The 14,032-nt window shown below is 71.6% G+C and carries 14 protein-coding genes; 8 read left to right on the forward strand and 6 right to left on the reverse strand.

The window, feature by feature from the left end; all coding sequences use genetic code 11:
* Positions 1-74: 74 nt before the first annotated feature.
* The 5 genes from AB0937_RS31880 to AB0937_RS31900 all read right to left on the reverse strand — a co-directional run bounded on the left by AB0937_RS31880 (position 75) and on the right by AB0937_RS31900 (position 4,803).
* The gene (locus AB0937_RS31880; protein ID WP_366716602.1) at positions 75-695 is read right to left on the reverse strand and encodes a TIGR04222 domain-containing membrane protein; all 621 of its coding nucleotides are present in this window, start codon (positions 693-695) and stop codon (positions 75-77) included.
* 159 nt (positions 696-854) lie between these two features.
* On the reverse strand, positions 855-1,091 hold the full coding sequence (locus AB0937_RS31885; protein ID WP_366716604.1) for a hypothetical protein: 237 nt from the start codon (positions 1,089-1,091) through the stop codon (positions 855-857).
* A 308-nt stretch (positions 1,092-1,399) separates the two neighbouring features.
* The gene (locus AB0937_RS31890; protein ID WP_366716606.1) at positions 1,400-2,857 is read right to left on the reverse strand and encodes a catalase; all 1,458 of its coding nucleotides are present in this window, start codon (positions 2,855-2,857) and stop codon (positions 1,400-1,402) included.
* Between the two features lie 208 nt (positions 2,858-3,065).
* Positions 3,066-3,956 (reverse strand): 2-hydroxy-3-oxopropionate reductase, encoded by an 891-nt coding sequence (locus AB0937_RS31895; protein WP_366716608.1) that lies wholly within the window; start codon positions 3,954-3,956, stop codon positions 3,066-3,068.
* Between the two features lie 25 nt (positions 3,957-3,981).
* Positions 3,982-4,803 (reverse strand): TIM barrel protein, encoded by an 822-nt coding sequence (locus AB0937_RS31900; protein WP_366716610.1) that lies wholly within the window; start codon positions 4,801-4,803, stop codon positions 3,982-3,984.
* 153 nt (positions 4,804-4,956) lie between these two features.
* Here AB0937_RS31900 and AB0937_RS31905 point away from each other — a divergent pair, with 153 nt between their 5' ends.
* The 8 genes from AB0937_RS31905 (at position 4,957) to AB0937_RS31940 (ending at position 12,414) form a co-directional block, all read left to right on the forward strand.
* Entirely contained in the window at positions 4,957-5,208 is a 252-nt protein-coding gene (locus AB0937_RS31905) for a thiamine-binding protein (protein WP_366716612.1), read from the forward strand.
* Positions 5,205-5,573: a helix-turn-helix domain-containing protein gene (locus tag AB0937_RS31910; RefSeq protein WP_189593286.1), complete on the forward strand. Its 369-nt coding sequence runs from the start codon at positions 5,205-5,207 to the stop codon at positions 5,571-5,573. The genes AB0937_RS31905 and AB0937_RS31910 overlap by 4 nt, the downstream gene beginning before the upstream one ends.
* 133 nt (positions 5,574-5,706) lie before the next feature.
* Complete coding sequence (gene uraD / locus AB0937_RS31915) at positions 5,707-6,219, forward strand: 2-oxo-4-hydroxy-4-carboxy-5-ureidoimidazoline decarboxylase (RefSeq protein ID WP_366716615.1); 513 nt, start codon at positions 5,707-5,709, stop codon at positions 6,217-6,219.
* A gap of 4 nt (positions 6,220-6,223) precedes the next feature.
* On the forward strand, positions 6,224-6,622 hold the full coding sequence (uraH, locus tag AB0937_RS31920) for a hydroxyisourate hydrolase (protein WP_366716617.1): 399 nt from the start codon (positions 6,224-6,226) through the stop codon (positions 6,620-6,622).
* 6 nt (positions 6,623-6,628) lie between these two features.
* A complete protein-coding gene (gene pucL, locus AB0937_RS31925) occupies positions 6,629-7,576 on the forward strand; it encodes a factor-independent urate hydroxylase (RefSeq protein ID WP_366716620.1) in 948 nt (315 codons plus the stop codon).
* 118 nt (positions 7,577-7,694) lie between these two features.
* Entirely contained in the window at positions 7,695-9,074 is a 1,380-nt protein-coding gene (locus tag AB0937_RS31930; RefSeq protein WP_366716622.1) for an 8-oxoguanine deaminase, read from the forward strand.
* Between the two features lie 222 nt (positions 9,075-9,296).
* A complete protein-coding gene (locus AB0937_RS31935) occupies positions 9,297-10,685 on the forward strand; it encodes a nucleobase:cation symporter-2 family protein (protein ID WP_366716624.1) in 1,389 nt (462 codons plus the stop codon).
* Positions 10,686-10,767: 82 nt separating this feature from the next.
* The gene (locus tag AB0937_RS31940) at positions 10,768-12,414 is read left to right on the forward strand and encodes a serine/threonine-protein kinase (RefSeq protein WP_366716626.1); all 1,647 of its coding nucleotides are present in this window, start codon (positions 10,768-10,770) and stop codon (positions 12,412-12,414) included.
* A gap of 11 nt (positions 12,415-12,425) precedes the next feature.
* On the opposite strand, the gene AB0937_RS31945 is transcribed toward AB0937_RS31940, so the two are convergent.
* On the reverse strand, positions 12,426-13,865 hold the full coding sequence (locus AB0937_RS31945; RefSeq protein WP_366716628.1) for a hypothetical protein: 1,440 nt from the start codon (positions 13,863-13,865) through the stop codon (positions 12,426-12,428).
* Between the last annotated feature and the right edge of the window lie 167 nt (positions 13,866-14,032).

A 14,032-nucleotide genomic window follows, 5' to 3' on the forward strand; every position in this document is an offset into this window, starting at 1 on the left:
GTCGGTCACGCGCTGCGTGATCGTCTCCCGCATCGGGCAGCCCGAGACTGTGACCTCGAAGGGCGCCGTCCACCTCACTCGCCGCCTCCGCCTCCACCGCCCCCGCCGCAGGAGAGGAAGGCGCCGCCACCACCGTTCGTACCGCGCCGCGAGTCCTTGAGGAGGGCCGCGCGGCCCACCTCGGCCCGGCGGACCAGACCAGCCCGCAGGGCGAACCTCGGCACCAGCAGCCGCAGGGCGGCCTCACCGTGCAGGGCGACCAGCAGCAGCCGTTCGTGGTCGGTCAGGCCGTGCCGGCTCGCCGGCAGGGGGTGCTCGTGCCGCAGGTCCCGGACGTGGCGCCGGGCGGCGCGGGTCGCGCCGAGCAGGGGATAGCGCAGCAGGCCCGCCTCCGCGAGCGGGATGCGCATGACGGCCACCGCGAGGCGGATGCCGGGATCCTTCACCAGGGCCTTGGGCGCCGCGGGCACGCGCAGGCAGCCGTGCACCGCGGCCGCGAGGGGTGAGGGCGGCTGCACGGCCCCCACCGCTTCCACGGCGTCCACGACACGTGCCCGGATCGTCCCGGGCAGGTCCGCCTCCACCAGGCCCCGCAGATGCAGGTCCACCACGGCGACGGTGACGGCTGCCCGTGGGCCTTCCCCCAGCAGTGCGACCTCGTGCGGCTCCAGCCGGACCGCCGTACCGTCGCTCATGGCGTTCACCCCCGTACCGGGGCCCGCCGCCCCCGTGCCGACGGGCCCCGTGTGACGACAATGTGCCCGGCCCCGGGGGCGGTCGAAGCCCCCGGGGCCGGGTTCAGAGGTTGATTTGAGGGTTCCGTACGGGCTGTACGACCGGTGCCGTAGGCGCGCTCACGCCTCGTGGTGCTCCGACAACCCCGGCCAGTCGTCCGGCCCGCCGCCCTGCCACTCCACGAGGTCGTTCTCCGCGACGTCCGTGACATACAGGTCGGCCAGGCGCAGGATCTCGGCGACGTCGTCGGTGTGGGTGGCGACGCCCAGTGGCTCCTCGCCCAGGGTGACCCGGCGGGAGCCGTCCAGGGCGGGGGCGTGGACCACGACGTGCGGTTGCTCGGTGGGAGGTGCCATGCCTTCAGGCTGCTGCGAACGGGACGGTTCCGCACCCCGGGGCGGGCTGGCCGTCCGGCGGCGCGAGGCTGGGCGCGACAGGACGTTCGCGCCGCCGGACGGGGTCGAGGTGGGGAGGGAGTGGTACTGGGACCGCGGCGGGTGCGACGGGCTCCGGGGCCGGCGTCCCTCAGGTCGAGAAGCCGGTCCGGGCCTTTCACCACCGCACTGGCTCGCACGCCGCCGCGGTCCGCGCCCTGACCGTGCCGGTGCCCGGGGGACCACCCCTCATCCGGGTCTCCCCGGGCGGTCGGACACGGTCAGGGAGTTCAGTCCTCGCGCAGGGCGCGGACCGCCTCCTCCACGCGCCGCCCGTACTCGGGGTCGGCAGCGTGGAAGTGCGCGAGGTTCGTCTCGATCACGTCGTCGCGGGAGACCTGCGACAGGCCCCCGGCGATGTTGGCGACCAGGCGGGACTTCTCCTCGGCGGACATCAGCCGGTACAGCTCGCCCGCCTGGAAGAAGTCGTCGTCCTTGGTGTGCGCGGGCGCCTCGTGGGTGCCGGTGTGGCCGGAGACCGCCAGCGGCGCCGACAGCGGACGGCCGGTCTCGACGGGGCCGTCGAAGGAGTTCGGCTCGTAGTTCTTGGCGTACCGGTCCTGCGGGTTGGACGCCATGAGGCCGTCCCGGCCGTAGTTCTGCGCGGTCGTGGCGCGGGGCGCGTTGACGGCCAGCAGCGTGTGGTTGACGCCCAGGCGGTAGCGGTGGGCGTCCGCGTAGGCGAACAGCCGGCCCTGGAGCATCTTGTCGGGGGAGGCGCCGATGCCCGGTACGAAGTTGTTCGGGGAGAACGCGGCCTGCTCGACCTCCGCGAAGACGTTGTCCGGGTTGCGGTCCAGCACCAGCCGGCCCACGCGCCGGAGCGGGTAGTCCTGGTGCGGCCACACCTTGGTCAGGTCGAACGGGTTGAAGCGGTAGTCCGACGCCTCGGCCGCCGGCATCAGCTGGACGTGGAGCGTCCAGGACGGGTGCACCCCCCGCTCGATGGCCTGGAGCAGGTCCGTCTGGTGCGAGTTGGGGTCCCTGCCCGCGATCTCGGCGGCCTGCTCGCTGCTCAGGGAGCGGATGCCCTGGTTGGTCTTGCAGTGGTACTTGACGAAGAAGGCCTCGCCCCGGCTGTTGGTCCACTGGTAGGTGTGCGAGCCGTAGCCGTTCATGTGCCGGTACGACGCCGGGATGCCACGGTCGCCCATCAACCAGGTCACCTGGTGCGTGGCCTCGGGGGAGTGCGCCCAGAAGTCCCAGACGTTGTCCGGCTCCTGACGGCCCGTGAACGGGTCGCGCTTCTGCGAGTGGATGAAGTCCGGGAACTTGATCGGGTCCTTGATGAAGAACACCGGCGTGTTGTTCCCGACGAGGTCGTAATTGCCTTCCTCGGTGTAGAACTTCACCGCGAAACCGCGCGGGTCGCGCACCGCGTCCGCGCCGCCGAGCGAGTCGGCCACGGTCGAGAAGCGCACGAACACCTCGGTGCGCCTGCCGACCGCGCTGAGGAAGTCGGCGTGGGTGAAGTCCGTGACGTCGTCGGTCACTTCGAAGTGGCCGTAGGCACCCGAGCCGCGGGCGTGCACCACGCGCTCCGGGATGCGCTCGCGGTTGAAGCGCGCCAGCTTCTCCAGCAGGTGCTGGTCCTGGAGCAGGAGCGGGCCGCCGGCACCGGCGGTGGCGGAGTTCTGGTTGTCGGCGACGGGGGCGCCGGACTCGGTGGTGAGCACGCGCTGCGACATCGTGACCTTCCGTACGAGAGGGCAGCGGAAATGGTTTTCCGCTTTGTGGAGCCTAGGGCCGGGGCGAGCGGAGCGTCAACAGTTTGTTGAAGCAGTGGGCATGACTGGTTCCGGGCGGCGCCGCCGCTTCGGGCGCGACAGGACAGGTGTCAGCGGCGGCGCCGCCCGGGGATCGGGGAACCCCGGGGCCACGGGGGTCTGCGGAGGGTCAGAGCTGTGCGCCGGAGAGCCGCTCCACGGCCCGCAGCAGCGCCGAGTGGTCCAGGCCGCCGTCGCCCTGCGCACGCAGGCTCGCGACCAGCTGGGCGACCACGGCACCGACCGGCAGGGCCGCGCCGACGTTACGGGCGGCGTCCGTGACGATGCCCATGTCCTTGTGATGCAGGTCGATCCGGAAGCCCGGCTTGAAGTCCCGGCCGAGGAAGTTGTCCTTCTTGCGGGTCAGCACGGTCGAGCCGGCGAGTCCGCCGCCCAGGACGTCCAGGGCGGCCTTCAGGTCCACGCCGGACTTCTCCAGGAACACCACGGCCTCGGCGCACGCCTGGATGTTCACGGCGACGATCAGCTGGTTGGCGGCCTTCACGGTCTGACCGGAGCCGTGCGGACCGCACAGCACGATGGTCTTGCCGAGCGCCTCGAAGATCGGCTGAGCGGTGTCGAAGTCGGCCTGCTCGCCGCCCACCATGATGGACAGCACGGCCTCGATCGCACCGGCCTCGCCGCCGGACACCGGGGCGTCCAGCACGCGGATGCCCTTGTCCTTCGCCGCCTTCGCCAGGTCGACCGACGTCTGCGGCGTGATCGAGGACATGTCGATCAGCAGCGCGCCGGACCGCGCGTTCTCCAGGATGCCGTCGGGGCCGTAGGCGATCGCCTCGACCTGCGGAGAGGCCGGGACCATGGTGATGACGACGTCGGCGTCCTCGATGGCCTGGGCGATCGAGGAGGCGGCGGTGCCGCCGGCGGCGGCCAGGCGGTCCAGCTTGTCCTGTTCCAGCGTGTAGCCGGTGACCTGGTAGCCCGCCTTGATCAGGTTCTCGGACATGGGGGAGCCCATGATGCCGAGTCCGATCCAGGCGACCTTGGGGAGTGTGTTCATGATGGGGTGCCTTTCGGATACGGGGTCAGCGGGACAGCCAGCCGAAGGCCTCGGCGCTCGGGCGGTCGCCCGGCTTGTACTCGAGGCCGACCCAGCCGTCGTAGCCCGCCTTCGTGAGCTGGTCGAGGAGGTCTTCGAGGGGCAGCGAGCCCGTGCCGGGAGCGCCGCGGCCCGGGTTGTCGGCGATCTGGACGTGGCCGGTCTTCGCGACGAACCGCTCGATCACCGCCGGCAGGTCCTCGCCGTTCATGGACAGGTGGTAGAGGTCCATGAGGAAGCGCGCGTTGCCGAGCCCCGTCGCCTCGTTGACCTTGTCGACGACCTCGACGGCGGCGGGCGCGGACACCAGCGGGTACAGCGGCGACTCGGGTTTGTTCAGTGCTTCGATCAGCAGGATCGCGCCGATCCGGTCGGCGGCCCGGGCCGCGAGGGCCAGGTTCTCCAGTGCGAGCGCGTCCTGCTCGGCCGGGGCCACGCCCTCGACGCGGTTGCCGTACAGGGCGTTGAGCGCCGTGCAGCCCAGGGAGGCGGCGAAGCCGGCGGCCACGTCGATGTTGGCGCGGAACCGCTCCGACTCCTCACCGGGAAGCGACAGGGCGCCGCGGTCCGGGCCCGGGAGCTGCCCGGCGTAGAAGTTCAGGCCGGTGAGCCGGACACCGGCGTCCTCGATCGCGCGCTTCAGCGCGTCGAGCTCGGACCGCTCGGGGACCGGTGAGTCGGCCCAGGGCCACCACAGCTCGATCGCGGTGAAGCCCGCCGTCGCGGCGGCCGCGGGACGCTCCAGGAGGGGGAGCTCCGTGAAGAGGATCGACAGGTTGACGTTGAAGCGCTGGTCTGCGAATCCCATCGGGGCGGCGCTCCCTTCCTTGTCTCTGCGGTGCTTCCGCATTCTTTCCGTATTGCGGAATCTTATTTCTGCTTAACGGAAGACTGCCTGCGGGGTGCGAAGGCTGTCAAGAGGGGCTGCCGGAAAGTCCGTCCCGCGCGTTAGGTTGAGCGCGTGCGACTGAGAGTGGAGTTCACGACCGAGCCGTTCGACCTGGACGAGGCGCCCGCGCACGCGGTGGTGGCCCGTGAGGTCGTGGAGGCCGCCGAGCTGGACGCCGTGGACGTGGGCCCGTTCGGCAACACCGCGGAAGGCGGTGCCGACGCGGTGCTCACCGCCGTGGACGCCCTGCTCCGCAGGACCCTGAAGGCCGGTGCCACCCGCGTCTCGCTCCAGATCAACGTGGTCGAGGAGGGAGGGGCGTGAGCGGCGCCGGGGACGAGCCGTTCATCGCGGCCGTGAAACCCCTGGTCGACGCCATGGGCGGCGAGATGATCCCGCCCGACGAGGCCGGCCCCGACGACGTCGTCCTGGCCTGGGAGGGCAGGGACGCCGTCGCCGTACGGCTGCCGCAGCTCGCCGACTCCCTCGATCACATCCTGGCCGCCATGGAGCGCCGCAAGGGGATGCCGCTGGCCGACCTCGACCGCAGGGCCAAGCAGGAGGTGGTGCGGATACTCGAGGCGCGCGGCGCCTTCTCCGTCCGGCACGGGGTGGAGACGGTGGCGAGCGCCCTCGGCGTCAGCCGCTTCACCGTCTACAACTACCTCAACCGCGAGAAGGGGGCCTGACCGGCCCCGGAGGTATCCGTCCGGTTTCGCGCCACCGAATTTTCAACAAACTGTTGACGTGCTGTCGCGGGAAGGCGTTAGCTATCGGCACGCCCGTTCAGCACGAAGGCCGAATCCGGCCACGGAGGCTCCCGTGACGTCCACTTCCACGCCGCCGGGCCTGACCCGGTTCAACACCCTCGAGGAGCACGCGGCCTTCACCGCCCTCCACGAGGTGTGCGCCGCCACGGCGTGGGCGAAGCGCCTGCTGGCCGCCCGCCCCTACGCCACCCGCGAGGACCTGTACGCCGCGAGCGACGCCGCCATGGCCGGCCTGACGGCCGCGGACCTCGACGAGGCGATGGCCGGCCACCCGCCCATCGGCCGCCCCCGCCCCGGTGACCCCACCTCGGCCCGGGAACAGCGCGGCATGGCCGGCGCCTCCGACGCGCTCAGGACGGAGATGCTGGGGCTGAACCTCGCCTACCAGGAGAAGTTCGGCCATGTCTTCCTGATCTGCGCCACCGGCCGGACCGGCGAGCAGATGCGCGACGCGGTCAGGGAACGGATCGGCAACACACCGGAGCGGGAGCGGGAGATCGTCCGCACCGAACTGGGGAAGATCAACCGCATCCGCCTCGCCCGACTCGTCGCAGAGGAAGCCTGACCCCATGAGCACCAGCACCACCGCCTCCGTGTCCACGCACATCCTGGACACCAGCGTCGGCCGGCCCGCCGAGGGCGTCGCCGTCCACCTCTGCGCCCGCGCGGGCCGCGAGGCGGCCTGGCAGCCGCTCGGCGGCTCCGCCACCGACGCGGACGGCCGGTGCAAGGACCTCCCGGCGCTGCCGGAGGGCACCACCCACGTACGGCTCGACTTCGCGGTGGAGCCGTACTTCGAAGAATCTGCGAAGAAGCAAGCCGATGCGCAGCAGGACGCCCCCGCGAATCGGGACAGCGGTGCGTTCTTTCCAGAGGTGGCCATCACCTTCGCCGTCGAGGCCGGTGAGCACTACCACGTACCGCTGCTGCTCAACCCGTTCGGCTACTCCGTATACCGAGGGAGCTAGCTACAGATGGCAGACATTTCCCGCCCTGCCCGCCCTGTGATCCTGGGACAGAACCAGTACGGCAAGGCCGAGAACCGAGTCGTCAAGATCACGCGCGACGGCGCCACCCACCACATCAAGGACCTCAACGTCTCCGTCGCGCTGAGCGGCGACATGGACGAGGTCCACTACTCCGGCTCGAACGCCAACGTCCTGCCGACCGACACCACCAAGAACACGGTGTACGCGTTCGCCAAGGAGCACGGCATCGAGTCGGCCGAGCAGTTCGGCATCCACCTCGCCCGGCACTTCGTCAGCAGCCAGGAGCCGATCCACCGGGCCCGGATCCGCATCGAGGAGTACGCCTGGGAGCGGATCGAGGCCTCCGACGCCAACTCGCAGTTCATCGGCGCCGACGAGGTCAAGCACTCCTTCGTCCGCAAGGGCCAGGAGGTCCGGCTGACCCAGATCACCTACGACGGCTCGTCGTGGGAGGTCGTCTCCGGCCTCAAGGACCTGGTCGTGATGAACTCGACCAACTCCGAGTTCTGGGGTTACGTCAAGGACAAGTACACGACGCTGAAGGAGGCCTACGACCGCATCCTGGCCACTGAGGTCTCCGGCCGCTGGCGGTTCAACTGGACCGATGACGAGCAGCGCATGCCGAACTGGGAGAAGTCCTACGAGCAGGTGAAGAAGCACATGCTCCAGGCCTTCGCCGAGACCTACTCCCTCTCGTTGCAGCAGACGCTGTACCAGATGGGCGCGCGGATCATCAACAACCGCAGCGAGATCGACGAGGTCCGCTTCTCCCTCCCGAACAAGCACCACTTCCTGGTGGACCTGGAGCCGTTCGGGCTGAAGAACGACAATGAGGTGTACTACGCCGCCGACCGCCCCTACGGCCTGATCGAGGCGACCATCCTCAGGGACGGCTGCGAGGCGAAGATCCCCGAGGACCTCACCAACCTCTGACGCTCCCCCTTTCGGCACCCGTGGCCGGGGAACCCTCCTCCCGGCCACGGCACTCAAAACACCCGGGGTCCTGCCGTGCCCTCTCCAATGCAGCACACTTCGTGAAAAGGGACGAACCATGGCAGCAGAGCGGCGCATCGTCATCGAGAACTGCGCGATCGCGACCGTCGACGGACACGACACGGAGTACGCCTCCGGGCACATCGTCCTCGCCGGCAACCGCATCGAGTCGCTCGGCGCGGGCGCGGCACCCGAGGGCCTGGAGAACGTCGCACGCCGTATCGACGCCGGCGGTCACCTCGCGACCCCCGGCCTGATCAACACCCACCACCACTTCTACCAGTGGATCACCCGAGGCCTCGCCACGGACCACAACCTCTTCAACTGGCTCGTCGCGCTGTACCCCACCTGGGCGCGCATCGACGAGCCGATGGTCCGCGCCGCCGCCCAGGGGTCCCTGGCGATGATGGCCCGCGGCGGCGTCACCACCGCCATGGACCACCACTACGTCTTCCCGCGGGGCTCCGGCGACCTCTCCGGCGCGATCATCGGCGCCGCCCGCGACATGGGCGTCCGTTTCACCCTCGCCCGGGGCTCCATGGACCGCAGCGAGAAGGACGGCGGCCTTCCCCCGGACTTCGCCGTGGAGACCCTCGACGGTGCGCTCGCGGCCACCGAGGAGACCGTGCGGCAGCACCATGACTCCTCCTTCGACGCCATGACCCAGGTCGCCGTCGCGCCCTGCTCGCCCTTCTCCGTCTCCACCGAACTACTCCGTGACGGAGCCCAGTTGGCCCGCCGTCTCGGCGTCCGGCTGCACACCCACGGCTCGGAGACCGTGGAGGAGGAGAAGTTCTGCCACGAACTGTTCGGCATGGGCCCGACCGACTACTTCGAGTCCACAGGCTGGCTCGGCGAGGACGTGTGGATGGCGCACTGCGTCCACATGAACGACTCCGACATCGCCGCCTTCGCCCGGTCCCGGACCGGCGTCGCGCACTGCCCGTCCTCCAACGCCCGCCTCGCGGCCGGCATCGCCCGCGTCCCCGACATGCTCGCCGCCGGCGTCCCCGTCGGCCTGGGCGTCGACGGCACCGCCTCCAACGAGTCCGGCGAACTCCACACCGAGCTGCGCAACGCCCTCCTCATCAACCGCCTCGGCGGCCACAAGGAAGCCGCCCTGAACGCCCGTCAGGCCCTGCGCCTCGGCACGTACGGCGGCGCCCAGGTCCTCGGCCGGGCCGCGGAGACCGGTTCCCTGGAGCCCGGCAAGCTCGCCGACCTCGTGCTGTGGAAGCTGGACACGCTCGCCCACGCCTCCATCGCCGACCCGGTGACCGCCCTGGTCTTCGGCGCGGCCGCCCCGGTCACCGCCTCCTTCGTGAACGGCCGGCAGATCGTGGAGGACGGACGGCTCCTCACGGCCGACGAGGACGCCATCGCCCGCGCCACACGGGACGAGGCCCGGCGGCTGGCGAAGATCGCCGCCGAGGCCTGAACACCCGGATGACTCCGGCCGGGAGGGACGGCTCCCGGCCGGTGGCCGTGCACCCGAGCGGGGTCCACGGCGGTCGTCTCCGGGGTGCGCGTGAACGCGCGCACCCCGGAACGGCCACACCGTCCGCCGCACATCCGGTCCCGCACGACCACCCGCACCACCTCCCTGACACCCACGGCGGCCCCCGGGCACAGCCGTGTAACCGACCGGAGGGACGCCGCCGTGGCCGACCACCCCGTTGACGAAAAACTCCCCGCGCTCAAGATGGCGACGACCGGCCTGCAGCACGTGGCCGCCATGTACGCCGGAGTCGTCGCCCCGCCCCTGATCGTCGGCGCGGCCATCGGCCTCTCCGCCCGCGACCTGACCTTCCTCACCGGCGCCTGCCTGTTCACCGCGGGCCTCGCCACCTTCCTGCAGACCCTCGGCATCTGGAAGATCGGCGCCCGGCTGCCGTTCGTCAACGGCGTCACCTTCGCCGGTGTCGCCCCGATGACCGCGATCGTCGCCTCCACGGCGGACAAGTCCGACGCCCTGCCGATCATTTTCGGCGCGGTCATCGTCGCCGGACTCCTCGGCTTCCTCGCCGCCCCCGTCTTCTGCAAGGCCATCCGCTTCTTCCCGCCCGTGGTGACCGGCACGGTCATCACCCTCATCGGCATATCGCTGCTGCCGGTCGCCTTCGGCTGGGCGCAGGGACCGAACCCGGCGGCCCACGACTACGGTTCGGCGACCAACCTGGGCCTCGCCGCCGTCACCCTGCTGATCGTCCTGCTGCTGCGCCGCTTCACCAAGGGCTTCGTCAAGCAGATCGCCGTACTGCTCGGCCTCGTGATCGGCACGCTCGTCGCGATCCCGTTCGGCGCCACGGACTTCACCCCCGTCGCGGACGCGGCCGTCATCGGCTTCCCCACCCCGTTCCACTTCGGCGCCCCGCAGTTCCAGCTTGCCGCGATCATCTCGATGTGCGTGGTGATGGTGGTGTCGATGACCGAATCGACCGCCGACATGCTGGCGCTGGGCGAGATCGTCGAGCGCCCGGCCGACGAGAAGACCATCGCGGCCGGCCTGCGCGCCGACACCCTCGGCTCGGCGCTCAGCCCCCTCTTCAACGGCTTCATGTGCAGCGCCTTCGCGCAGAACATCGGCCTGGTCGCCATGACGAAGATCCGCAGCCGGTACGTCGTCGCCGCGGGTGGCGGCTTCCTGGTGCTGATGGGCCTGTGCCCGATGGCGGCCTCGCTGATCGCCGTCGTACCGCGCCCGGTGCTCGGCGGGGCGGGTGTCGTCCTGTTCGGCTCGGTCGCGGCCAGCGGCATCCAGACCCTGGTCCGGGCCGCCCTGGACAAGGACAACAACGTCCTGATCGTGGCCGTCTCCCTGGCCGTCGGCATCATCCCCATCACGGCCCCGGAGTTCTACCACGCCTTCCCGGAGACGGCCCGCATCGTCCTGGACTCCGGCATCTCGACGGGCTGTGTGGCGGCCGTGCTGCTCAACCTCGTCTTCAACCATCTGGGCAAGGGCGCCCGCGACGCCCACGACGTGACCCACCCGATGGAGGCGGGCGAGGAGCTCACGAACGCCCCGAAGGCCCCGGCCGCGTCCTGAGGCGGCCGGACTCCGCTTAGGCTTCTGCCTTGGTCAACTCCAAATTGACCGGGGGGTCAGGGGACGAGGGGGAGACGGGCCGATGAACCACGCGACCGAGGTGTTCCAGCCGTTGCGGGCGGACGATCCGCCCGTGGTCGCCGGGTATCGCCTCGCGGCCCGGCTCGGCGCCGGCGGCATGGGCCGTGTCTACCTCTCCCACACCCAGGGCGGCCGGCCGGTGGCGATCAAGGTGGTACGGCCGGAACTGGCCGACGACCCGGAGTTCCGGCGGCGGTTCCGCCGGGAGGTGGAGGCGGCCCGGCGGGTCCGGGGCGCCTACACCGCCGAGCTGATCGACGCCGACGCCGACGGCACACCGCCCTGGGCGGCCACGCTGTACGTGCCCGGCCCGTCCCTCGCCGACGCCGTCGCCCGGCGCGGGCCGCTGCCCGTCCCCGCGGTGCTGTGGCTGGTGGCGGGGGTGGCCGAGGCGCTCCAGGCCATCCACACGGCCGGCATCGTGCACCGGGACCTCAAACCGTCCAACGTGCTGCTCGCCGCCGACGGGCCGCGCGTGATCGACTTCGGCATCTCGCTGGCCGCCGACTTCACCTCGTACACCGTCACCGGCGCAGCCGTCGGCACGCCCCACTTCATGGCTCCCGAGCAGGCGTCCGCGGGCGAGGTCACGGCGGCGACCGACGTCTTCGCGCTGGGCCAGACGGCCGCGTTCGCGGCCCTGGGCCGCCCGCTCTACGGGGAGGGCTCCGCGGTCGGCGTGCTGTACCGGATCGTGCACGACCGGCCCGGCCTTTCCCTGCTGCCCGAGCAGCTCCGGCCGCTGTTCGCCCGCTGCCTGGCCGCCGACCCGAAGGACAGGGCGGACCTGGCGGAGATCGTCGACTGGTGCCGGCAGCGACTGGGCGCGGACGCCGACGCGGGCGCGGGCCCGGCCGTGTGGCGGGACGTCACGGGACCGGAACCGACCGTCCCGTCGCCGCTCTCCACTCCCACGAGCATCTCCACTCCCACGCGCGTCGAGCCCCAGCCGCTGGTCGTCACCCAGCCCCAGCCGCTCCCGGGCGGGCCGGGGGAGCGGCGGAGGCGACGCCGGCGCACCGCGCTGATCACGGCCGCCGCCGTGACGGCGGGGGCGGTGGCGCTGGGCGGCCTGCTGTGGACGGTCCAGGACGCGGGGAACAGGTTCCGCGACTGGGTGGCCGGCGCACCGGCGACGCCCGACCCGGACAGGTCCGGACGGCCGGCGGACTCGTCGACGGCGTCGCCGTCGGCCTCCGGGCCCGCCTCGGATGCCGAGGGCCGGACGCCGCGGGCCTCGGAGCCCTCCCCGACCGCCTCCGGGACGCCGCGCCCCATAGGCCGGGTGCTCCAGAGGCTGGACGCGAAGAGCTCGCTGAGCTTCCAGAAGCCCTTCCAGCGCGACGACCGCGAGGGCGACATCCGCTTCGACTGCGAGGACGCCGGATGTGCGCTGGAGAGCGACACCAGTGTCTTCGTCCAGCTGTTCACCGACGAGGGCGTCTCCCTCGACGAGTGCCGGCTCATGCTGGCGCATGCCGATCAGCGCCGCTGGCCGCTGGCCTCGGTGCCGGTGGGAGGCCAGATCTGCGTCAAGCACGCGTCCGGGGACATCGCACTGCTCACGGTCCAGACGAAGTCGACCGCACTGCCCGAACTCGCCGCCCTCACGATGGACATGACGATCTGGCGGCGTTCGGCGACCTGACCGCCGCACGGTCACACCGTGAGCTTCACTGCCTCCAGCCAGACTTCGTTGTCCAGGGTGCCGCCGAAGGTGAAGTCGGGGCGGGGCTTGCTGCATGCCCGTCCGCCCCAGTCGTGGCCGCGCAGGCGGACGGTGTTGCAGATCTCGCCGGTGCCGACGTTCATGGCGAAGCCCAGCATGTTCGGCGCGTTCCGCTTCGCGCTGCCGATGGTGAAGTTCCGGCTGTCGCCGGTGACGGCCGTCCAGCTGGGCTGCCACTCACCGCGGCCGTCCACCGGCTCCGCCGTGTGCCGGAAGGCGTTGGCGGCGGATCCGCCGACGCCGTGCACCGCGATGTTGAGGGCCTTGATCGGCCGGTTCCGGCCCGATGTGCCGGCCATCGTGCCGTCGCACACCGGCTTCTGCCAGCCGTGCCCGGAGACGTACGCGCGGTAGCAGATGTGCCGTCCGGAGGGGTCGCTCGCGCCGAGCCGCTTCACGGCACTGGCAGCGGTGTCCTGCGGGGGCTCGGCGGTGACGGTGGCGGTGGCCGCCGGGGGCCTGGCCGTGACCGTGACGGTGACCTTGCCCGCGCCCTTCGCCCCCGAAGTGTCCTTCGGTTTCGGCTTCTTGCCGCTCGACTCCTTCTTGTCCCTGTCCTTGTCACCGTCTTCGGCCGAGGGGGAGGCGGACGGGGGCGGGATCGGCAGCGAGGACGGTGACAGGGCCGGTGACGCCGAGGCCGACGGCGAACCGCCCGCACGCGCGGCGGTCTCCTCCCGGTTTCCGCCGTCGCCGGAACCGCCACTGCCCAGGATCACCAGCGGCACGACGACCAGGGCGGCCACTCCGAGCGCCACGGGCCCGACCACCAGGGGCCTGCCGAGCAGCCCGGGCCCGTCGAACTCGTCGTCCGACTGGCGGGAACCGGGCCGGCGGGCGGGTGCGGGGCGCGGCACGGGGCGGGCGGCTTCCGCCCCCTCGGGCTGTGGTCCGTCACCCCGGGGACCCTCGGGCTGTGGTCCGGGACTGGTGGCCGGGGGCCCCTCGGGCTCGGGCAGCGTGCAGGCCGCCTCGTCGAAGTCGCCGGGATCTTCCCGGTTCTCCCCGGCGGGCGCGGCGGACTCATGGGCGGGGGGCGGCACCGGATCCGCCTCCTCCTCCTGCTGCTGCCGCAGCGCGCTGGAGCCGTCCGGGAAGACCTCGACGTGCGCCACATACCCGGCGCCGGGGTCGGAGATCGCCGCCGTGACGGCGGTGCCCTGGTCGCGTGCGTGTCCGTGCAGGAGATCGAGGATCGCGGCGTCGACCGTCGTTCCCTCCGCGACCGGCACCGGTTCGCCGTCGACGGCGGCCGATCCGTCGCCGGAGATGACCACCGTGAAGTGCGGCGACCGCTCCGACGAGCCCCGCCGCGCGGTGTGTTCGCCCACGGTGATCTGCTCGTCGGCTTCCTCTTGGCCCGGGCTCATCGGCGTTCCTCTCTGCTGTTCCCGGCCGGTCGCCCGGCCGGGGCGGTGTCGGCGGTGCCCGCGTACGCAACGGACACCGGCCGTCCACGGTTCAACTCGCCGGTGAAAAGGGCGAGGAGTGGCACGTCAGCGGTGACAGGTGACGGAACGGCATGTTCCGCTGAAGT

Source organism: Streptomyces sp. NPDC047880 (genome assembly GCF_040706515.1).
In the GTDB taxonomy this organism is placed as follows: Bacteria; Actinomycetota; Actinomycetes; order Streptomycetales; family Streptomycetaceae; genus Streptomyces.

Bases quoted from the DNA above. Each gene is read 5' to 3' on its own strand.
- AB0937_RS31880 (WP_366716602.1), bottom strand. From the start codon at position 695: ATGAGCGACGGTACGGCGGTCCGGCTGGAGCCGCACGAGGTCGCACTG.
- AB0937_RS31885 (WP_366716604.1), bottom strand. From the start codon at position 1,091: ATGGCACCTCCCACCGAGCAACCGCACGTCGTGGTCCACGCCCCCGCC.
- AB0937_RS31890 (WP_366716606.1), bottom strand. From the start codon at position 2,857: ATGTCGCAGCGCGTGCTCACCACCGAGTCCGGCGCCCCCGTCGCCGAC.
- AB0937_RS31895 (WP_366716608.1), bottom strand. From the start codon at position 3,956: ATGAACACACTCCCCAAGGTCGCCTGGATCGGACTCGGCATCATGGGC.
- AB0937_RS31900 (WP_366716610.1), bottom strand. From the start codon at position 4,803: ATGGGATTCGCAGACCAGCGCTTCAACGTCAACCTGTCGATCCTCTTC.
- uraH (WP_366716617.1), top strand. From the start codon at position 6,224: ATGAGCACCAGCACCACCGCCTCCGTGTCCACGCACATCCTGGACACC.
- pucL (WP_366716620.1), top strand. From the start codon at position 6,629: ATGGCAGACATTTCCCGCCCTGCCCGCCCTGTGATCCTGGGACAGAAC.
- AB0937_RS31930 (WP_366716622.1), top strand. From the start codon at position 7,695: ATGGCAGCAGAGCGGCGCATCGTCATCGAGAACTGCGCGATCGCGACC.
- AB0937_RS31940 (WP_366716626.1), top strand. From the start codon at position 10,768: ATGAACCACGCGACCGAGGTGTTCCAGCCGTTGCGGGCGGACGATCCG.
- AB0937_RS31945 (WP_366716628.1), bottom strand. From the start codon at position 13,865: ATGAGCCCGGGCCAAGAGGAAGCCGACGAGCAGATCACCGTGGGCGAA.